The 19,643-nt window shown below is 37.0% G+C and carries 19 protein-coding genes and 1 pseudogene; 4 read left to right on the forward strand and 16 right to left on the reverse strand.

What is annotated here, in order from left to right:
• Window positions 1-50: 50 nt before the first annotated feature.
• From ACH3PA_RS14840 to ACH3PA_RS14860, 5 genes are all read right to left on the reverse strand, one after another.
• Window positions 51-1,241 (reverse strand): aspartate aminotransferase family protein, encoded by a 1,191-nt coding sequence (locus ACH3PA_RS14840; RefSeq protein ID WP_416442798.1) that lies wholly within the window; start codon window positions 1,239-1,241, stop codon window positions 51-53.
• Window positions 1,231-3,033: an OstA-like protein gene (locus ACH3PA_RS14845; RefSeq protein WP_416442796.1), complete on the reverse strand. Its 1,803-nt coding sequence runs from the start codon at window positions 3,031-3,033 to the stop codon at window positions 1,231-1,233. The genes ACH3PA_RS14840 and ACH3PA_RS14845 overlap by 11 nt, the downstream gene beginning before the upstream one ends.
• Before the next feature lie 182 nt (window positions 3,034-3,215).
• Window positions 3,216-4,487, reverse strand: a complete 1,272-nt coding sequence (locus tag ACH3PA_RS14850; RefSeq protein WP_416442793.1) for an adenylosuccinate synthase — start codon at window positions 4,485-4,487, stop codon at window positions 3,216-3,218.
• A gap of 4 nt (window positions 4,488-4,491) precedes the next feature.
• Window positions 4,492-4,956, reverse strand: coding sequence for a Fur family transcriptional regulator (locus tag ACH3PA_RS14855; RefSeq protein ID WP_416442791.1), 465 nt, complete (start codon window positions 4,954-4,956; stop codon window positions 4,492-4,494).
• Between the two features lie 22 nt (window positions 4,957-4,978).
• Window positions 4,979-7,126, reverse strand: coding sequence for a RelA/SpoT family protein (locus tag ACH3PA_RS14860; RefSeq protein ID WP_416442789.1), 2,148 nt, complete (start codon window positions 7,124-7,126; stop codon window positions 4,979-4,981).
• On the opposite strand from ACH3PA_RS14860, the pseudogene ACH3PA_RS14865 reads away from it, so the two are divergent.
• Window positions 7,117-7,185, forward strand: a pseudogene (locus ACH3PA_RS14865) (hypothetical protein); the annotation flags it as partial. The gene ACH3PA_RS14860 and the pseudogene ACH3PA_RS14865 overlap by 10 nt on opposite strands.
• A 106-nt stretch (window positions 7,186-7,291) precedes the next feature.
• Here the strand turns inward: ACH3PA_RS14865 and ACH3PA_RS14870 are convergent.
• The 5 genes from ACH3PA_RS14870 to rlmD are packed head-to-tail and all read right to left on the reverse strand — an operon-like array spanning window position 7,292 to window position 12,007.
• Window positions 7,292-8,524 carry a M48 family metallopeptidase gene (locus tag ACH3PA_RS14870; protein ID WP_416442787.1) on the reverse strand — a complete coding sequence of 411 codons (1,233 nt, stop codon included), beginning with the start codon at window positions 8,522-8,524 and terminating at the stop codon, window positions 7,292-7,294.
• Between the two features lie 8 nt (window positions 8,525-8,532).
• The gene (locus ACH3PA_RS14875) at window positions 8,533-9,339 is read right to left on the reverse strand and encodes a TrmH family RNA methyltransferase (RefSeq protein ID WP_416442785.1); all 807 of its coding nucleotides are present in this window, start codon (window positions 9,337-9,339) and stop codon (window positions 8,533-8,535) included.
• A gap of 38 nt (window positions 9,340-9,377) precedes the next feature.
• Entirely contained in the window at window positions 9,378-10,118 is a 741-nt protein-coding gene (locus ACH3PA_RS14880) for a DUF6048 family protein (RefSeq protein ID WP_416442783.1), read from the reverse strand.
• Window positions 10,084-10,578: a DUF6452 family protein gene (locus tag ACH3PA_RS14885; protein ID WP_416442781.1), complete on the reverse strand. Its 495-nt coding sequence runs from the start codon at window positions 10,576-10,578 to the stop codon at window positions 10,084-10,086. The genes ACH3PA_RS14880 and ACH3PA_RS14885 overlap by 35 nt, the downstream gene beginning before the upstream one ends.
• Window positions 10,579-10,597: 19 nt before the next feature.
• The gene (rlmD, locus tag ACH3PA_RS14890; RefSeq protein WP_416442779.1) at window positions 10,598-12,007 is read right to left on the reverse strand and encodes a 23S rRNA (uracil(1939)-C(5))-methyltransferase RlmD; all 1,410 of its coding nucleotides are present in this window, start codon (window positions 12,005-12,007) and stop codon (window positions 10,598-10,600) included.
• A 174-nt stretch (window positions 12,008-12,181) separates the two neighbouring features.
• Between rlmD and rocD the strand changes: the two genes are divergently transcribed.
• Window positions 12,182-13,462 (forward strand): ornithine--oxo-acid transaminase, encoded by a 1,281-nt coding sequence (gene rocD, locus ACH3PA_RS14895; protein WP_416442777.1) that lies wholly within the window; start codon window positions 12,182-12,184, stop codon window positions 13,460-13,462.
• A gap of 71 nt (window positions 13,463-13,533) precedes the next feature.
• On the opposite strand, the gene ACH3PA_RS14900 is transcribed toward rocD, so the two are convergent.
• From ACH3PA_RS14900 to ACH3PA_RS14920, 5 genes are read right to left on the reverse strand one after another with little or no spacing between them, the layout of a single operon-like run.
• Window positions 13,534-13,869, reverse strand: a complete 336-nt coding sequence (locus ACH3PA_RS14900) for a CCC motif membrane protein (RefSeq protein WP_416442775.1) — start codon at window positions 13,867-13,869, stop codon at window positions 13,534-13,536.
• 17 nt (window positions 13,870-13,886) lie between these two features.
• Window positions 13,887-14,303 (reverse strand): DUF2752 domain-containing protein, encoded by a 417-nt coding sequence (locus ACH3PA_RS14905; protein ID WP_416442773.1) that lies wholly within the window; start codon window positions 14,301-14,303, stop codon window positions 13,887-13,889.
• Window positions 14,293-14,556 carry a CD225/dispanin family protein gene (locus tag ACH3PA_RS14910; RefSeq protein WP_416442772.1) on the reverse strand — a complete coding sequence of 88 codons (264 nt, stop codon included), beginning with the start codon at window positions 14,554-14,556 and terminating at the stop codon, window positions 14,293-14,295. The genes ACH3PA_RS14905 and ACH3PA_RS14910 overlap by 11 nt, the downstream gene beginning before the upstream one ends.
• A gap of 3 nt (window positions 14,557-14,559) precedes the next feature.
• A complete protein-coding gene (locus tag ACH3PA_RS14915; protein WP_416442770.1) occupies window positions 14,560-14,835 on the reverse strand; it encodes a DUF2752 domain-containing protein in 276 nt (91 codons plus the stop codon).
• An 11-nt stretch (window positions 14,836-14,846) separates the two neighbouring features.
• Entirely contained in the window at window positions 14,847-16,760 is a 1,914-nt protein-coding gene (locus tag ACH3PA_RS14920) for a T9SS sorting signal type C domain-containing protein (RefSeq protein WP_416442768.1), read from the reverse strand.
• A 96-nt stretch (window positions 16,761-16,856) separates the two neighbouring features.
• Between ACH3PA_RS14920 and ACH3PA_RS14925 the strand changes: the two genes are divergently transcribed.
• Complete coding sequence (locus ACH3PA_RS14925) at window positions 16,857-17,402, forward strand: Smr/MutS family protein (protein ID WP_416442766.1); 546 nt, start codon at window positions 16,857-16,859, stop codon at window positions 17,400-17,402.
• Here ACH3PA_RS14925 and ACH3PA_RS14930 read toward each other — a convergent pair whose 3' ends face one another.
• On the reverse strand, window positions 17,403-18,341 hold the full coding sequence (locus ACH3PA_RS14930) for a hypothetical protein (RefSeq protein ID WP_416442764.1): 939 nt from the start codon (window positions 18,339-18,341) through the stop codon (window positions 17,403-17,405).
• A 107-nt stretch (window positions 18,342-18,448) separates the two neighbouring features.
• On the opposite strand from ACH3PA_RS14930, the gene ACH3PA_RS14935 reads away from it, so the two are divergent.
• Window positions 18,449-19,600 carry a cysteine desulfurase family protein gene (locus ACH3PA_RS14935; RefSeq protein WP_416442762.1) on the forward strand — a complete coding sequence of 384 codons (1,152 nt, stop codon included), beginning with the start codon at window positions 18,449-18,451 and terminating at the stop codon, window positions 19,598-19,600.
• The last annotated feature ends 43 nt before the right edge of the window (window positions 19,601-19,643 follow it).

Consider the following 19,643-nt stretch of genomic DNA (forward strand, 5'->3'; position numbering starts at 1 on the left):
ACCTTCATATTGTTGTTAACAAAGTAATCAACAATTAAGCCCAAACGCGATTATAGTTCGCCGGCTGCAATTCTATCAAGTACCATAATCAGTTTTTTACAGCCTTCTTCAAGTTCATTTTCACTAATTGTAAGCGGTGGTGTAATGCGTATTGCTTTACCTTCAAAAAGTAACCAGAAAAGAATAAGTCCTGCTTCCTGGCAGGCCAGTATTGCTTTAGTGGTAATATCATCAGAAGGTGTCATAGCCGCAAGCATTAATCCCTTACCTCTTATTTCAAGTATTAAGTCGTGTTTTAACAACTTTCTTACGAGCCGCTCTTTAACCAGTGTTTGCTCAATTAAATTAGTGTTCATCAACTCGTTAAATGTAGCTAATGCAGCTGACGCAATGACAGGATGACCACCAAAAGTTGTTATGTGACCCAATTTTGGGTTATCTGATAACAGGGACATGACGCCCTTTGACGCTGTAAAAGCACCAATGGGCATACCGCCTCCCATACCTTTTCCCATAACCAGAATATCAGGAATAACATCATAGTTCATGAAGCCAAAAAGCTTCCCTGTGCGACCAAAACCCGGTTGTATTTCGTCTAAAATCAAAAGTGCGCCTACTTCTTTACAGCGTTGTTTTACTTTTTTTAAATAATCATTTTCAGGAAGAATAAAGCCTGCACCACCTTGTATGGTTTCTAAAATAACCGCCGCCGTTCTTTCTGTTATTTCGCTTAAAGCGGAAATATCATTAAACTCAATAAAATCTACATCTCCTATTACAGGTCTAAAGGGCTTCACGCGCTCTTCAAAGCTCATTAGACTTAGAGCACCGTATGTATTGCCATGATACGCATTTCTTGCTGCAATAATCTGGCTACGACCAGTTGCTCTTCTCGCCAATTTTAAAGCACCGTCTATTGCTTCTGTACCGCTGTTTACAAGATAAGTTTGCTCTAGAGGATCTGGCAAGGCCTTAGCTAACTGCCTCGTTAATTGTACCGCAGGATCTTGCGCATACTCCCCATAAACCATAACATGCAAATACTTCTCTGTCTGTTTTATAATAGCATCTACAATTTTAGGATGACTGTGTCCCAATGTACATGCTGACACTCCCGCTACAAAATCTAAATATTTTTTGCCAGAAGTATCGTAAATATAAGAACCCTTGGCATGAGAAACTTCCATTGCTAAAGGATGTGTGGTTGTTTGTGCCTGGTATTTTAGAAAATCAGCTTTCATTATCAGTCTGGTTTTTGAGCTTTTTAACCGATTTTAGCTTGTTTTTAGGAGGTATTGAGTCGTTTTTAATTGTTGCTTTCTCGTTTACGGGAATTCCCATTGTAGGTGCATCTTCTTCTCGATTCCTAAAATCTTCCGGTTTTAAATTAGATGCGTCAGGTATATTCAGTTCTTCCTCAGGGATGCTGTCGTCAAAAAAGTCTTCTTCTATTTGCGGTAGCGGGATGCCCTCGATCTTAGCAAGCTCAAACGGCGGTTCATCTTTAAATATATCTTCTTTCGTTATTAAACGTTCATCACCGCGCCAAACCAAGCCGGGGTATTTACTTTCTTCTACAGGAAACATAGAAAGCGGATACATTTTGCCTTCAAACTGTTTGAATTTATATATTTCAACTATACTATCATTCTCCAGAATTGCTCTTATTGATGCTGATTTACTTTTCTCGATGCCCTGCAGTTCGCCAATTTCTGAGCGTAAGTAATTTATACTTTCGGCATTTTTAATAATATCAAGCTGGCTGAGTTCATTATTTTTAAAAGTCCCGTAGAGAACATCACCTTTAATCTGATTATAACCCAATTCTTCTCTGTTAAATAGGGGGATGGTGTCCTGCTGTACAATGAAAGCATTATTAAAAACCTTTAAAGAATCTAACTTTTCTGTTTCGGTATTTGTTTTTAAATGAAGCGTATCACCAGTCATTTGACTTAAACCGCTCCACATGACAGGCCTGCCTATCATTTGTGTGAGACCGGTTTTTTGATTGATATGGATAGAATCGCTTTTGCCACTCATATCACTTTTAAATAATCTCACGTTGTAATAACCACGTACAATGCGATTCTCTGGTTTTCCTGTAACAACAAGTCTGTCACCGTGAATGTAAATAGAATCGTTATCCTGAACCGTTATAGCGACTGCCCGCTGTGTGATAAAAACCGAGTCTTTTTCTCTAAAAACCTCTGCATAATGACCCTTTATCACACTGTTATTTGCAGTGTCGATCACTTTTATATTATTAGTAGCAGAAGCAAAACTATTTGCCCTGTTGTAATATAAACTATCGCCGTAGACGGTGCGATTGTCATAGTCTATTTTAGAATTTTTAACGAAATAACCGTTATCATTTCGCGTATCATAAAAACCACGTTCACAATAAACCTTGCTGTTTTCACCAGTGATCGTTGAAGGGCCGTAGAGATAAGCATGACCTAATTCTGAATAAAAATCAAGTTGCTCGCTATTAATTACATATTCGGGATTTGTTACAACAACATCTTGCAGAAATGAATATTTATCCTGCTCAAGAAAATAGCGTCCTATTTTACTGGTTATAGTGCTGGCGGTATCTCTTAAAGTTCCCCCGGTTCTGTAGTATGCCTGCTGGCTAATTCTATTAAAATAAAGAGTATCTGTGCTGAGTGTTGCTGTAGGGCTTTTTAAATTTACCTGACCGGCAGCATACGCAAATTGCGTATTACCGTTGTATTCTGCATATCTACTGGTCATCGTTATTGTGTCACCCTGATTCATTCTTACATGACCAATAGCTCTAACAAAGTTGTCTGCCTTATAATGAAATGCAAGATCACACCACATCTCGATACCTTCATGCACGATGTAGACCTGCTTGTCTGCTTTATACATAATAAAAGCACCGGGATAGTTCTCTTCATCAAGACGGGAAACGTCTGAAGTTATATCTATTTCTTTGCCTTGTTGAGCAAAAATATGAGATGAAAAGATTAGTACGAGTACAATCAATAAAGATTTACACAAGTGGGGCATAGTATATTTTGATGTAAAAATAACGAAAAAATCAGCGCTTAAGTATTTACTCGATACTCCGGATAAAAGTTGTTCTGCTTTCGCGAAAATTATTTCTTTCTATAAAATGAAATCTGAAATGTCTAATCATAAAAATGACCGATAGTTTTATCGGCCATTGATATAAGATATGTCATTAAATTCTATCTGTGAATTGTCTGAGTTCTATCTGGCCCTACAGAAACGATCTTAATAGGTGTTTCTAATTCCTTTTCCAGATAATCAATGTAGTCATTGAGTTCTTTAGGAAGTTGAGCATCTTTATTCATCTTTGTTAGATCTTCTTTCCAGCCTTTTAGCTCAGTGTAAATTGGCTCTACATTTTCTGGCTCGATATTGTATGGCAAGTGATCAATAACTTCGCCTTTATATTTATACGAAGTACAAACCTGAATAGTTTCAAAACCTGAAAGCACATCACCCTTCATCATCATTAATTGGGTAACGCCATTAACACGCACAGCATATTTAAGAGCTACAAGGTCTAACCAGCCACAACGACGAGGACGACCGGTAGTGGCACCAAATTCATTACCTACGCGACCCATGGTCTCACCGGCTTCATCGAAAAGCTCAGTAGGGAATGGGCCAGAACCTACACGTGTTGTGTAAGCCTTAAAAATACCAAAAACCTCACCTATATTTCCGGGAGCCACACCAAGACCTGTACAAGCACCAGCCGCAGTTGTGTTAGATGATGTTACAAAAGGATAAGTACCAAAGTCAATGTCTAATAATGATCCTTGTGCACCTTCTGCTAAAATAGATTTTCCGGCCTTTTGCGCCTGATATAAATATTCTTCAGAATCAATAAAAGTTAATGATTTTAAAACCTTTACAGCTTTAAAGAATTCATTTTCCAGCTCATCCAGATTGTACTCGATCTTAGCGTCGTAAAAATCGATCATTGCAATATGCTTATCGCGTAAAGTTGTATATCTGTCTTTCCAGTCTTCAAGTTCAAGATCGCCTACACGTATACCGTTTCTACCGGTTTTATCCATATAAGTTGGCCCAATACCTTTTAAAGTAGAACCAATTTTCGCTTTACCTTTAGAAGCTTCAGAAGCCGCATCAAGCAAACGATGTGTAGGTAAAATTAAGTGAGCTTTTCTTGAAATAAGAAGCTTAGATTGATAATTGAGATTGAATTTCTCAAGATTGTCAAGTTCCTTTTTAAAGATAACAGGATCAATCACAACCCCGTTCCCCACCAGGTTTATTGCGCTGGGATGAAAAATTCCCGAAGGAATTGTGTGTAAAACGTGTTTTATACCATCAAATTCAAGAGTGTGACCAGCATTGGGACCGCCTTGAAAGCGTGCTATAATATCATAATCTTTGGTAAGAACGTCTACAATTTTACCTTTTCCTTCGTCTCCCCATTGGAGACCTAGAAGTAAATCTACTGCCATTTAATTAAGCGTTGTCTTCGGTTGATTTTCGGTTACCGTAAAAGTACAGGGAATGTTTATTGATCTCAATATTAAAAACCTCTTCTATGGTCTTTTTAATAGACTGAATACGCGGGTCGCAAAATTCTATTACTTCCCCCGTGTCTGTAAGAATTACGTGATCGTGCTGTTTGTCAAAATAAGATTTTTCATATTGGGCTTGATTCTGGCCAAACTGATGTTTGCGCACAAGACCGCAACCCAAAAGAAGTTCTATAGTATTGTATAAAGTAGCACGACTTACTCTATAATTTTTGTTCTTCATACTTATGTACAAAGACTCTATATCAAAGTGATCGTCATGATTATATATCTCCTGAAGAATAGCGTAACGCTCTGGTGTCTTGCGATGACCATTCTCTTCAAGAAATTTTGTGAAGACGTTTTTAACGACTTCCTGATCTTTATTTATAGTTGCTCGTATTGCCATAATGCGGGTGCAAAGGTAACCATTAGAGTCTAATGACTTTATCGATACCACTTATTTTTTTAAGGTTCTCTATAAGTTTTCTCAAATGCTCTTTATTCTTTACAATTACGGTAATGTTTCCTTTAAAGACACCATCGTTTGTAGTAAAGTGTAAGCTACGCATATTAACATGCATGTGATCTGAGATCTCTTTAGTAACATCATTTACAAGGCCCAGGTTATCTATACCTGTAAGTTCAAGATCTGCTTTAAATTCCTGAGAAGATGAATCTATCCATTTTGCAGGAATAATTCTATATGCATAATTGCTTTGCAGCGAAATAGCATTGGGGCAATTTTGCTTATGCACTTTAATACCTTCTGAAACAGTTGTAAAACCAAATACTTTATCACCAGGAATGGGGTTGCAGCAATTAGCCAACGTATAATCAAGTTTTTGTTCTTCTTTACCAAAAACGAGAAGGTCATATTTTTGAGTTATCTCATCTCTGTCTACGTGCTCTGCTACAGTAGGCTTGCGTATTTTATTTTTAATAAAACTTACAAAAGCATTGCTGCGTGATGCCACAAACTCTTTGATCATTTTATTATCTACCGTGCCAATACCAACGCGATAAAAAAGGTCTAAACTGGTTTTAAGCTTAAAATAAACAACCATCTCATTGATCACTTTTTCATCAAGAGTGATTTTTTGCGAACGCAGTTTTCGAGTTAGTATGACTTTGCCATCTTCTGCAATGTCCTTTTTCTCATCTTTAAGCGAAGATTTTATTTTTGCCCTTGCTCGTGCTGTGGTTGCATAATCAAGCCAGTTATTGTTAGGTTTTGCGTGCTCTGAGGTGATTATTTCGACCTGATCGCCACTTTTTAGCTCATGACTTAAAGGAACCAGTTTACCATTTACGCGGGCACCACGTGTATGTAAGCCAATTTCTGTATGTATGCTGAATGCAAAATCGAGCGGTGTTCCGCCTTTGGGCAAAGATTTAAGATCCCCTTGCGGAGTAAATACAAAAATCTCTTTATTATAAAGGTTTAGTTTGAACTGTTCTACAAACTCAACGGCATTTGTTTCCTGATTTTCAAGTGCGTCCTGCAACCTGTTTAACCACTCATCCATCGTTTGATCGCCTTCATCGCCCTCTTTGTATTTATAGTGAGCGGCATACCCTTTTTCGGCTATTTCGTTCATACGTTCAGAACGTATCTGTACCTCAACCCAGCGGCCGCGTAAACCCATCACTGTGATATGCAGTGCTTCATAACCCGTAGATTTAGGCGATGAAATCCAGTCTCTTAAACGGGTGGGATTTGGTCTAAAGTGATCTGTAACAATTGAGTATATCTTCCAGGCCAGGAATTTCTCATTTTCAGGAATACTCTTGTAAATGATACGTATTGCAAATTTATCATATACCTCATCAAAGGGTATATTCTGTTTTTGCATTTTACGATTTATACTGTAAATTGATTTTGGTCTTCCTTTAATCTCATAATCAAGAAGTTCTCTGTCTAACGAATTTCTAACAACCTGAGTAAAGTCTTCTATATATCGGTCTTGTTCTTCTTTAGTCTCTTTCATCTTATGAGAGATGTCGTTATAGACATCTGGCTCAGTATATTTTAGACCAAGATCTTCAAGTTCGGTTTTTATGTTATAGAGACCAATTCTGTGGGCTAGAGGCGCATATATATATAGGGTTTCACTGGCAATCTTCACCTGCTTATCCTGTCGCATAGAATCCATAGTTTGCATGTTGTGCAAACGGTCTGCTATTTTTATAATGATAACGCGTACATCATCATTTATGGTAAGCAACATCTTTCTAAAATTCTCTGCCTGCAGAGAAACATCCCGATGTTTTTTAAGGTTAGATATTTTAGTAAGCCCATCTACAATACGTGCAACTGTCTCGCCAAACATACCCTCAAGATCCTCAAGTGTATAACTTGTATCTTCTACCACATCGTGTAATAAGGCAGCGGCTATAGAAGTAGCATCCATCCCAATCTCACTTGCCACAATACGGGCAACTGCTAAAGGGTGAAAAATATATGCTTCGCCAGATTTGCGGCGTTGATCTTTGTGGGCATCAACAGCAATCTCAAAAGCTTGGCGTATCATTTTCTTATCGTCGTCAGAAAGCGTACGATAACTTATGCGCAGCAATTCTTTGTACTGCCGCGTTAGCTCTTTGTTCTCTTTTTCCAGTTCAATTGCTGTCATAAAATAAAAATACAATTATATTAAATATAAGCAAATTGTGTACCAGTAGAAGCTTAATTATAAAGTATAATCAACCGGTAGAGTAGTAGTCCCAAACAACATACAAACCTAACGCTTTAGATTATGAAATCGCTGTAAAAGAGTAGGATGTGAATAATTAAATTTCACATATAGCGGGTGTGGAGTAAGATTACTCAAACTATTTCTAGATAATTTTTTTAACGAATTTATAAGAGGTTGCGCAGCATACGTATCTTTAGCAAAATCATCGGCCTGATATTCAAACTTTCGCGAAAGCAAACTCATTAAAAATCCTGTGATGGCAGAAATAGGAGTATAAAGAATACCAAAAGCAATTAGACCTATATGAAATGCCGGGCGATCTAGGCCCAATGCCTGAGAAAAAATAGGTTCACTCACAAATATTGACAATAACCACAACGCAAATCCTGTAAGTAAAACTGAAACTACCAGATTTATAATAATATGATTCTTTTTATAATGACCTACTTCATGTGCAAGTACAGCCACGATCTCTTCTTCTTCAAGATCATTGACTAATGTGTCGTAAAGCGTGATACGTTTCTGGCTGCCAAAACCAGAGAAATACGCATTTGCTTTTGTACTACGCTTAGAGCCATCAATCAAAAAGATATTATCTAGCGTAAATCCTACCGAATTAGAATAATGCTCAATTTTTGTTCTGAGTGAATTCTCGCCCAAAGGAGTCTGTTTATTAAAAAGCGGAACAATTATTTTTGAGTAAAACATATTCATTACCACTGCAAATACTGCAAATACTGCCCAGGCATATATCCAAAAGCTTTGACCTGTTAACTGGTAAAACCAAATTATTAAAGCCAGTAAACCGCCGCCTACAATTATTGTCATTAGCCAGCCTTTAAGTTTATCTGCAAAGAAAAGTGCAGGAGTAGATTTATTAAAGCCAAACCGCTCTTCTATTACAAAAGTCTTGTAGTATGAGAATGGTGTAGTTAGAATATCGCTACCTAACATTATGATGCCAAAAAAAATCAACCCTCTTATAATCGGGTTTTCACTTACACTAGTTGCGATTGCGTCTACGTAGGCAAAGCCTTGAAAAAAGAAAAAACAAAGTGTCAAGACTAAAGAAAAAGAAGAAGTTAAGGTTGAGAACTTAGCATTTACTTTTTTGTAGTCCTGAGACTTGCGGTAAGATTCTTCGTCGTACACATCCTGAAGTTCGCCAGGAATAGGGTCGTCAAAATGTTTCGCGTTAAGCCAGTCAAAATATTGATCGATTGCAAAACTAATTACAATAATTACGATTATAATATAAAATAGGATTTGAGGAGTCATACGTGTTTTTATAATTTAAAACCCCGTTGTCTTCGGGCTTCAAAAATGAGTATTCCTGCAGCAACAGATACATTCATAGAATCTATTTTGCCCTGCATGGGTATTATAATGTTTTGATTAGCATGTTCGCGCCAGGGTTTACTTAGTCCGTTAGCTTCTGTGCCCACTACAATAGCGATAGGAGAAGTGAAATCTATTTCCTGGTAAGGTTTAGCATCCTGTAGAATTGCGCTGTAAATATTTATGTTTTTCGACTTGAGAAAATTGATCACATCTTCTGATGATGCCAGTGCTGTTTGCGTTGTAAAAACACCCCCAACGCTGGAGCGAATTATATTAGGATTGTACAGATCTGTTAACGGATTTGCAATGATTAAAGCATCAACTCCTGCTGCATCTGCCGTGCGCAATAATGCGCCAATATTTCCGGGTTTTTCAGGTGCTTCGGCTACTAAGATCAACGGATTTTCAGGAAGTAGAAGATCTGTTAAGTTATGTTCTTTAGTTTGAGTTAATGCTATAACACCTTCTGTGGAAGCGCGATAAGCTACTTTTTGATATACTTCACCCGATATTGATATGATTTCGGTCGATTCTTGTAATAAGGCAAAAAGATCACGCTGTTCTTTAACCTCTATAATTTCTGGGCAGTAGAAGATTTGAAGTACTGTATAATTTTCCTGAAGAGCAAGACTTATCTCACGTAAACCCTCAATAACAAAAAGCTGATTTTTACGTCTTTCACGCGATTTTTCCTGTAATTGAACCAGTTTTTTAACCGTAGGATTATGTATGCTGCTTATCTCTTTATGCATAGTTAAAATGCTTCGGTTTACAGAAAAGAATTGTTTTATTATTTTTTGAATATAGGGATAAAATAAGAAAGCGTATAACCGTAGCCTACGCCAAAAGGACTATCTGTTGTTACCTTATAAAAACCGGGAATATAGATGTTGCCAAAACCTTCTGGTTCTTTTTCAGTCACCATTCTTTTTAACTGAAGGTTTATTCCTAAATACAAATTGTTTAAAATCTCAGCCTGTACGCCTAATTGTAATTCTAGCCAGATCGCATTTAACCCGGAAAAATCTCTCTTTTCGGTCCTAAAATCGGGTTCGTAATAGGTATTTGTGGTATAAATGGTATAATTATTCAACTCTTGAGAAAAGCTGGAGAAACCAGCACGTAATCCTACATAAATTAGATTAGACATACCGTACCAGTTGTTGTAGGCATTGTAGTTAAAACCTGCTTTTATATAGCTCCCTTTAGTGGTAACATTAAAGTTTGTCTCGTCAGATTCTTTGTTTTCATTACCAATTTCTGCAGCGATGTAATAATTTTTTTTAATTCGGAAATCACCTGCAATTTCTAATCCCTTGTATTTATCATCCAGAAAAGAACGCAAGGGTTTACTAAGGTCTATGCCAATGCGCAACCCGTACCGGTCTGTATTATTAACCGTGCTTAATGTATCTGTAGCAGATGTTACAGCTGCTGTATCTATACCTTGATCTTCATCTTGAGCTAATGCAGAAAACGAAGCGCAGCAGATAATACTAATGATATATATTAACGTGCGTGGTGTTTTCATCAACAACTATTTCAGAATTAATTTCAATATCTTCTATCCACCTTCCATCTTCGCCATTTGTAGTAGTAGCAGCAAGATCGTCATAAGTAACGCGAAAACCGCATGCTCGACTTATGTAGACCTCGTTTGTTAAATAATCAAAGGTGATTATATCTGTATTTTCAGGTTCATCGCCTTCTGTAACGCCGGGGTTTTTAGTAATATAATATTGTGTTTGCTCAACATTTGTACGCAACGGTAACTTTATTAATGTGTCGTTAGTAAATGTGAGAACATCTGTCTTATTAACTTCTACGGCTTGTAGATTTATGATTTTTGCTTCGGTGCGATTATCAACATTATAAAACTGAATAACTAATTGCGGAGTTGTGGGTGTGCTTACCGCGCAAATATCATCGCGCTCACAGGCACTTAAAATAAGTGCTATAAAGCAGAGAAACACTACTGATTTTCTTATCATAATCGCCTAAAATGCCTATTTATCTCTTCTCTAGTAACACCACGTTTTCTACATGATGCGTTTGTGGAAACATGTCTACCGGCTGTACTCGGGTAACTTTATATAACTCATCCAGCAAAGCAAGATCCCGTGCTTGTGTTGCACTGTTGCAACTTACATAAACTATACGATCTGCCTTTATTTTGATCAATTGATCTACCACATCTTTGTGCATACCATCGCGTGGAGGATCTGTTATAATAACATCTGGTTGCCCGTTTTGTTTTATGAATGCGTCGTTAAATACATTTTTCATATCACCTACAAAAAATGATGTGTTTGCAATACCGTTAAGTTTAGCGTTTTCTTTAGCTGCTGTTATAGCATCAGGAACAGCTTCTACACCTACCACTTTTTTAGCTTTTTGAGCCACAAATTGAGCTATTGTGCCGGTTCCTGTATATAAATCATAGACGATCTCATTGCCGGTAAGACCAGCAAAATCTCGGGTGATTTTATAAAGTTCGTAAGCTTGTTCAGAATTGGTTTGGTAAAAAGATTTGGCATTGATCTTAAACTTAAGACCTTCCATTTCTTCAAAGATGTGATCTCTGCCAGAAAAGCAATTTATATCCTGATCATACAGCGTATCGTTTCCTTTCTGATTGATCACATATAGTAGCGAAGTGATCTCTGGGAATGTCATTTTTACATAGTTGAGCAATAGCTCACGTTCTTCTAAATTATCATCATAAAATTGAATAAGCACCATAAGTTCGCCTATAGAGCTGGTGCGTATCATCAAGGTGCGTAATAAACCTTCCTGCTCCCGTGTATTAAAAAAGGCAAGATTATTTGCTTTAGCAAAATCGCGTACACAATTACGAATAGCGTTACTGGGATCTTTTTGTAAGTGACATTCTTCAATATCCAGAATCTTGTCCCACATTCCCGGAATATGAAATCCAAGCGCATTGCGATCATCAATCACCTCATCGCTTTGTATTTGTCGAGGTGTAAGCCATTTATTGTTGCTAAAAGAAAATTCCATTTTATTCCTATAGAAATATTGGCGTGCGCTGCCAGAAATAGGAGTCACTTCTGGTAAATCTACCTTACCTACGCGCTTTAGGTTATTTACAACCTCATTCTGCTTGTAATCAAGCTGGTATTCATAGGCCATATTCTGCCATTTGCAACCTCCACAGGTTCCAAAGTGCTTACATACAGGTTCTGTACGCTTTGGTGAATATTTATGTATATGAATAGCAGTGCCTTCAAAATAAGCTTTCCGCTTTTTTGTTGTCTGTACATCAACAATATCGCCAGGTACGGCGTTATTTACAAAAATGACACGACCGTCTGTAGCTTTAGCTATTGCTTTTCCTTTTGCACCGGCATCTATAACCTCAATCTGGTGAAATACCTTTCTTATGTTTTTTCTTCCCACGCCGCAAAAATAGAATAATTAGAAAGATTATAGATTAGGCTGACTTTAAAATGTATATGTAATATTTAGTAATTTGCAGGTATTATAAGGGTGATTTCTCTCCTTTTAAAATTTCGGGCTTCTACCGGGATACACAAGAAGGAATCTTAAAATTTACACTTAATTCATTATCACATGACAACTGTAGAACAAATAACCTCAAAAGAGGCTATTGAACTTGAAGAAAAACACGGTGCACATAACTATCATCCTTTACCAGTAGTACTCAATAGAGGAGAAGGGGTGCATGTGTGGGACGTAGAAGGAAAACAGTATTATGATTTTCTATCAGCATACTCTGCCGTAAATCAGGGGCACTGTCATCCCAAAATTGTGAATGCTCTTAAGCAGCAGGCAGAAACATTGACACTTACATCAAGAGCATTTTACAATGATATTTTAGGGAAGTATGAAGAATATGCAACTTCATATTTTGGGTTTGATAAATTACTTCCCATGAACACGGGAGCAGAAGCTGTTGAGACTGCAATTAAGCTTACGCGAAAGTGGGCTTACGAGAAAAAAGGTGTCGCAGAGCAAGATGCACAGATTATTGTATGTGAGAATAACTTCCACGGGCGCACGACCACCATTATTTCTTTTTCTAATGATGCAGATGCTCGTAAAAATTTTGGTCCTTATACTCCCGGCTTTATAAAAATACCTTACAACGATATTGAGGCTTTAGAAAAGGCATTGAAAGAAAATGACAATGTAGCCGGATTTTTAGTTGAACCAATTCAAGGTGAAGCTGGAGTTTACACACCCGCAGATGATTATATCGCTAGAGCGAAAAATTTATGTAATTCTCATGATGTTCTTTTTATAGCAGATGAGATACAAACAGGTATAGCACGCACAGGATCTTTACTTGCTGTTTGCGGCAATTGTAGCTGCGAGCATACTTGCGAAAGACAGGAAACATATAGCAGACCAGATATTTTAATTCTGGGTAAAGCGTTGTCTGGTGGTGCATATCCTGTATCTGCAGTTCTTGCAGATAATGCAGTTATGGATGTTATAAAGCCTGGTCAACATGGTTCTACATTTGGTGGTAACCCTATTGCGGGCGCTGTTGCAATTGCTGCTCTTGAAGTTGTTAAAGATGAAAACCTGATCGTTAATGCAAGAATCCTGGGTGAGTTATTCCGGGAGAAATTAAATGAGTATATCAATGAGAGTTCTATAGTTAACCTCGTGCGTGGTCGTGGATTACTAAACGCTATTCTTATCAATGATTCCGAAGACAGTTCTACAGCATGGGATATTTGTGTAGCCTTAAAAAACAACGGACTATTAGCTAAACCTACTCATGGTAATATAATACGTTTTGCACCGCCTCTTGTTATAACAAGAGAGCAGCTGCTTGATTGTGTGAGTATTATTATAAACACCTTAAAACAGTTTGAAAAATAAGATATAAAAGGCTTTAAAAACAGAAAAGGCGACTTAACAGGTCGCCTTTTTAATTATATATAATCTTAATATTATGTACGTTGCTGCATACTTTCAACCTTTTGACGCAAAAGCTCCTGATCTTGTAAAGTATCCCAACCAAAATACGCTATTACAGCGATGATTAATAGAACGACAAGAACGCTTAGTACTAATGCAATAATCGATAGTATTTTACCGGTTTTAACCTGAGAAACATCCTCATATAGATCTGGATCTTGTTTATAAAGTTTTAAAGATCGCTGTGCCAGAACAAGACCTATAATTGCAAATAAAAGTCCGGGAATACCATAGCAACAGGTACCAACGATACCTAAAATTCCAAACACCAGGATAAGCGTAGAATTGGGTAGTTTTTGTTTTTCCATAATTGAGATTAATTAGTTTAGTGGTTTATTGAAGGAGCAAGATAATAAAATGGTGCACTATCAATATTACGCAGTATCCAAAAAACCAGTATAAAAGCTAAAATAATGGGTGGAGAAGCCGAAAAATACAGAATATTTTGCACTCGGACTTTTTTTCTATTAATGATCTTCAATATTGAATTATATACTACCAGCAAGAGACCAATGGGCAAAAGGAGATTGTAGTTTATCATTTCATTAAAATTAAAATGTAGTAAACTATACAACGCTCTTTGACTTCCACAACCCGGGCAATAAAGATGAGTTATTGCGTAGAATGGGCATTTTGGGAAAAATGAATAGTGTAACGGGTTAAATTTAAAGTATAGTAGTAGGATACTTAATGAACCTAATGCTATAGCCAAATATTTATATGTAATCTTTTTAATAACCACCCATAAATGCTCCGCCTACGCCGGCAATTACAAAGATCATAAAGTAAAGTATGATAAAAATAATACCTGCAATTAAGGAGTATTTCACCCATTTAGCTGCATTTTGAGACGCTTCACGAGCCTCTTCTATATTTCCGTTTTCATAAGCCGAATTTACTTTTGCAGCATAAATGATGGCAGCGATACCCGGAGGTAAGCAACAAAATATGGTTACAAGAATAGCTTCAATGAGATAATTTTTAGGTTTTTCCATTATTTAAGAGATGAACTTTAAACAATAACTTACAACCATTGTAAGTACACTAATTATTGCCAGGGCAGGGGTAATAATAGGGGAAAATCTCAACTTAATAAAAATGCTCAATGCGGTATAACCTATAAGCAATACAAGAGGATATATCGCAGGATACATATGAAAGGAGTCTGCAAATCTTCCTTCAAATAATAGAAGAAGAGATCTTTGTAACCCACAGCCTACACACTCAAAACCCAGGTATTTTTTAACCAGGCAAGGGAGCATGTATTTTTCCATAGTGGTACCTGCTAGTTTTTGTTATAAACAGAAATCTTTTTAGAAACCTCAATATTGTCTGCTGTTACAACGCGCACGATATAAATACCATCACTCCACTTTGCAGAAGAAACAGTCACTTGTGCAGCAGTACCTTCGTTTATTTTAGAAGTCATTTGGCGTCCAGCCATATCATAAACAGATATTTCTTTAAGAGAATTACCTAACGGATTTAATATTTGTAATTCTGCCTGTTTGTTATTTTGAAAAATATCAAACGAATTTTTAATGTCTTCTGCTACACCAAGATTTTCGGATGAACCGTTTTTGAAAGTAATTTCAAAGCGATCATTAAAAGTTCCTTTAGGTAAATCAAATGCATGTGCACTATAAAGAATGTCAAAATACTCACCCGTCTTAAGGTCGTGTAGCCAAATACCATCTATATCAAAATTGATATCGTCTACCTTTACGTTGAAATGGTTTTTAGAACTGCCACCATTTATTTTAAGCGGAAGTGTCTTATCAACATTATACGGCAGCACATTAATCATATAAGGATTATCATCTTTTGCTATTAGATAATTAACATCAGTATCAAGTTCTGAAATATTCATAGCATCGCCTGCTCTGTCATAACCATCTGTAGCGTCGTCAAATAGAGCCGTTGTTAAATGACGTGTATATTGATTGTTAATCTCAATTTTAATTTTAAAAATAGGCATGATTAATTCACCACTCTTGTTATAACTAATTGAGCCTGGTTTAAGTTTTAAAGATTTTGTATTATCCTTATCAACAACGTCTTTAGACTTGAATTGTGAATTGCCATCTTTCTCTTTCACATAGACACGAAATTCATTTTTTGCAGTAACAAAATCATCAGCAGTACCTACCACCATAAAACCTTGTCCTACGGGTGCAAAATGTCTTTTTATTGTTCCGTCTCCTGAACCTGAACCACCAGTAGGTTCACCATACCTATCATACATACTAAAACTTGCGGGCGTATAATCTCCTGGAGAAGCACATGATGCCAACGGACTAAAAGCCCCGTAACCACCTTGATAATCTGTTAAATAATGTGATTTTACACCGGGATCAGATTCCCAGAAATAAGCAATCCCCGTAATTGTGTTTCCTACAGGAGTAGGAGTGTATGTACCATCCCCACAATTCGCAACATTAGTATCCCCAGAATTAGAAAGCAAATAAAAGCTCAGGTTCATTGCAGAAGGATATGGGTTACCCACTAATGTGGTTTGGTCTGTCTTGACTTCTACACTAATATTACCATTATTGGGTCTGCCTCTAAAATCATAAGGCTGAGAAGCTGCTGTTGCATTTAATCCTTTCATGGTAAAACCTTCACCAGGATTTATATCCCCGCTACTAAGTACTTGTTGCCATCCTGAATAAGAATCTTCAGCAATGTATTTGTAGATCCAGTAATTTGCAATTAGCATATCAGTTCCATCATACGAACCATCATATCCGGTCGCATAACGGGCAAGGTTACTATTTATACCTTCAGTGCCGTCAATGGGATAGTAAATACCACCACCAGAAGTGCCTAGATCGGTATTAAAACCAGCATTTCCATTCGCAGCATTTGCGGGATCACTAACAGGTGATGTCCAGAACTGATAATCCCATTTATTGGCTATCCCTTCCTGAAAAACAGAAATGACTCCCTCACCTTCATTAGCACTATTAGAATTACCTTGTATTAATTGTCCTTCGTCGCGTAGATAGATATTTCCTTCTTTAAGGGCGTTTTCGTCATATTGCAGATTTACTTCCTGCTCAACAAATAAAATTTCATCTTTTACATATACATAAACCTCATCATCTGGTGTAGAAGCAGGATTGGGTTGCACGTATAATTGAGCACTTGCTGCAATAGGAAGTAATAAAAAGAAAAATTTGGGGTAAAACTTTTTCATAATTAACTATTTAAGGCAAAAATAAGGATTTATTTTTTATGTTGGTTATTTACTGATAATTTTGATGTCTAACTGGTATAGCATTAATAATAATCGATGAAAAGCTTTAAGAAAGGTCAAAAAGTACTTTTTATAAATGATGATCTAAGCGGGAAAATATGCCGAATTGATCAGGATCGTATTTGGGTAGAAACTGAGGATGGCTTTGAGATTGAAGCAGATGAAGCTGAACTTATTGCTGCAGATGATTTTGAAATACCGCATCCTGAAACCGATGAAATTGAAAATGCAATTAAAGAGAAGACCGTCGTTAAGAAAAAATCACAGCGTGTAAAACCTAAAGAACGCAATCTGCCGCCTATGGAGGTTGACCTGCATATTCATCATCTTACTTCTAAAACAAGAGGAATGTCTAACCACGACATGCTAACACTTCAGGTTGATACTGCAAGACGACAATTAGAATTTGCCATTAAAAAGCGTATTCAGAAAGTTGTTTTTATACATGGCATAGGAGAGGGCGTCTTACGTGCTGAATTAGAATATCTGTTTTCCAGATATTCTAATGTGAAATTCTATGATGCAGATTATAGTAAATATGGGCAGGGAGCAACTGAAATTTATATTCTTCAGAATTCCTGATTATTGGTTGAAAACCGGTGTTATAGTATCGGTTTTTGGTCCCGGTTTATATTCACCAAAGTCGAGACTTTGCTGGCGTATGGTTTCATCTCCACTTTGATTCTGAAAAACTATATTGCTTAGGTTTATATAAACCAGAATATTCTTAAACTGGTAAGTATGCACCCTGTATTTATTGATATTGTAGTCTACCGCTATTAAAGGGTTTAGATAATCTGCGGCCGCATTTTGGTCTGTACGGTCATTTGCAGGATTAAGATCTTTATCAGGATCTTCATTTCTGGTAAGAACGCCATCACCATCGTCATCTTCATCCAGATAATCCAGAATACCGTCTTTATCTGTGTCACGTGATTCTGCAATATTTATACTTCCGTCAGTATTAAATTTTAAGCCTTCAGCATTTGTGGGTACATTATCACCATCATCATCATTATCATAGGTATTTGGTAAACCGTCACCATCATAATCTTCTTTACCATCAAGTAACAGCTCAAATTCTGCTGCGATGCCATCGTTATCATCTTCTGTTCCTGTTGTACTTATTGTGACAATGCCTTCCTGGCTTATGTATTCTTCGTTGACTTTAGGCGCTGCAGGCGGGATAGCGTTACAGAAATAATCACTGGCAATATCTGCATCATACATTCTATAGCTAATTGCATTAGAAGAAGAACCAAGGTTAAAACTGTATGGCGTATCAAGACTTCGTGAAGTTAAAATAGGCTCATCTGTAGAGAGTTCAAAAGACAAACTCTCATTAGTCTCGTTGTTGATCTTATAAAATACATAATTGACAGATGAAGTGGTAGTATTGTCTACGGTGCTGCACATAGCCACGCTAACATCTGAAAAATCAAAATTTGTTACGATAAGATCACCATCATCACAAGAAATAACTGATAATGCCAATATTAAAAATCCCCAAAAACGTTGCATAAATCGGTAAAATTTAGAACAAAAATAGCTGAATTGTACTTTACAAACGATTGGGGTATGAAATAATTTTATTCTCTGTAATTTTGGGCTCCTAAAGTTAAAATTTAATGACTCCTATCTATTTTGATAATGCAGCCACAACTGCAATACGCCCAGAGGTTCTAGAACGAATGATAAATGTGATGCGAGAAGTGCCGGGCAACCCCTCATCTTCTCATGCTGTAGGGCGCAAAGCAAAAAGTCTTATTGAGAACGCACGTAAAACTGTTGCAACTTTTATGGGAGTAACCGCTGCAGAGATCATTTTTACCTCTGGAGGTACAGAAGCAGATAATCTGGTTCTTAACAGCGCTGTGCGTGATCTGGGAGTAAAGCATTTAATTACAAGCCCAACTGAGCATCATGCTGTATTGCATATCGTAGAGCAACTGGAGAAAGAATATAAAGACCTGAAGGTTTCTTATGTCAAAATAAAAGAGTGCGGCAGCGTTGATACTTTGCACCTTGGCCAGCTTTTAGCTTCTACTGATGATAAAACTCTGGTTAGTCTTATGCACGTGAATAATGAAGTAGGGAATATTCTCGATGTGGAAGGCGTAGGGAAGTTATGCAAACAATATGGCGCTTATTTTCATAGTGACATGGTTCAGTCGGTAGGGCATTATGATCTTAAATTAAAAGAAATACCGGTGAATTTTATGGCTGCAAGTGCACATAAATTTCATGGGCCAAAGGGAGTTGGTTTCGCTTATATCGAAAAAAACAGCGGATTAAAACCTATGATCTTTGGTGGTGGGCAAGAGCGTGGCGCACGTGCCGGTACAGAATCTGTTCATAATATCGTTGGCCTTGAGGAAGCCTTAAAGTATGCGTATAAAAATCTTGATGAAGAACGCAGGCAGATTGAAAGTATTAAAGCATATTTCGTCAACGAACTTTCAGCTGCAATACCAGATGTAAAATATAACGGTAATTGTGCAGATAATTCTAAAAGTACCTACACACTGGTAAATGCATGTTTGCCTATTCCACCAGAGAAATCATTAATGCTTTTGTTTCAACTTGATTTAAAAGGTATAGCGTGTTCTAAAGGAAGCGCCTGCCAGAGTGGAAGCGACCAGGGCAGTCACGTGCTAGAGGCTTTTTTAAATGAAGAAGACAAAGTAAAACCGTCTGTACGATTTTCATTCTCACATTACAATACTAAGAAAGAAGTAGATTACGTAGTAAAAACCCTGAAAGAATTTATAGAAGATTAGGCGATAAAAATCGGGTGTTTTAGGGGTTTTTTCGGTTAAAAAT

The sequence above is a fragment of the Leeuwenhoekiella sp. A2 genome (genome assembly GCF_047946655.1).
GTDB lineage: Bacteria > Bacteroidota > Bacteroidia > Flavobacteriales > Flavobacteriaceae > Leeuwenhoekiella.

What these genes read in the sequence shown, in the direction of transcription:
- ACH3PA_RS14840 (WP_416442798.1), bottom strand. Translation starts at nt 1,241, where the DNA reads ATGAAAGCTGATTTTCTAAAATACCAGGCACAAACAACCACACATCCT.
- ACH3PA_RS14845 (WP_416442796.1), bottom strand. Translation starts at nt 3,033, where the DNA reads ATGCCCCACTTGTGTAAATCTTTATTGATTGTACTCGTACTAATCTTT.
- ACH3PA_RS14850 (WP_416442793.1), bottom strand. Translation starts at nt 4,487, where the DNA reads ATGGCAGTAGATTTACTTCTAGGTCTCCAATGGGGAGACGAAGGAAAA.
- ACH3PA_RS14855 (WP_416442791.1), bottom strand. Translation starts at nt 4,956, where the DNA reads ATGGCAATACGAGCAACTATAAATAAAGATCAGGAAGTCGTTAAAAAC.
- ACH3PA_RS14870 (WP_416442787.1), bottom strand. Translation starts at nt 8,524, where the DNA reads ATGACTCCTCAAATCCTATTTTATATTATAATCGTAATTATTGTAATT.
- ACH3PA_RS14875 (WP_416442785.1), bottom strand. Translation starts at nt 9,339, where the DNA reads ATGCATAAAGAGATAAGCAGCATACATAATCCTACGGTTAAAAAACTG.
- ACH3PA_RS14880 (WP_416442783.1), bottom strand. Translation starts at nt 10,118, where the DNA reads ATGAAAACACCACGCACGTTAATATATATCATTAGTATTATCTGCTGC.
- ACH3PA_RS14885 (WP_416442781.1), bottom strand. Translation starts at nt 10,578, where the DNA reads ATGATAAGAAAATCAGTAGTGTTTCTCTGCTTTATAGCACTTATTTTA.
- rocD (WP_416442777.1), top strand. Translation starts at nt 12,182, where the DNA reads ATGACAACTGTAGAACAAATAACCTCAAAAGAGGCTATTGAACTTGAA.
- ACH3PA_RS14900 (WP_416442775.1), bottom strand. Translation starts at nt 13,869, where the DNA reads ATGGAAAAACAAAAACTACCCAATTCTACGCTTATCCTGGTGTTTGGA.
- ACH3PA_RS14910 (WP_416442772.1), bottom strand. Translation starts at nt 14,556, where the DNA reads ATGGAAAAACCTAAAAATTATCTCATTGAAGCTATTCTTGTAACCATA.
- ACH3PA_RS14915 (WP_416442770.1), bottom strand. Translation starts at nt 14,835, where the DNA reads ATGGAAAAATACATGCTCCCTTGCCTGGTTAAAAAATACCTGGGTTTT.
- ACH3PA_RS14920 (WP_416442768.1), bottom strand. Translation starts at nt 16,760, where the DNA reads ATGAAAAAGTTTTACCCCAAATTTTTCTTTTTATTACTTCCTATTGCA.
- ACH3PA_RS14925 (WP_416442766.1), top strand. Translation starts at nt 16,857, where the DNA reads ATGAAAAGCTTTAAGAAAGGTCAAAAAGTACTTTTTATAAATGATGAT.
- ACH3PA_RS14930 (WP_416442764.1), bottom strand. Translation starts at nt 18,341, where the DNA reads ATGCAACGTTTTTGGGGATTTTTAATATTGGCATTATCAGTTATTTCT.
- ACH3PA_RS14935 (WP_416442762.1), top strand. Translation starts at nt 18,449, where the DNA reads ATGACTCCTATCTATTTTGATAATGCAGCCACAACTGCAATACGCCCA.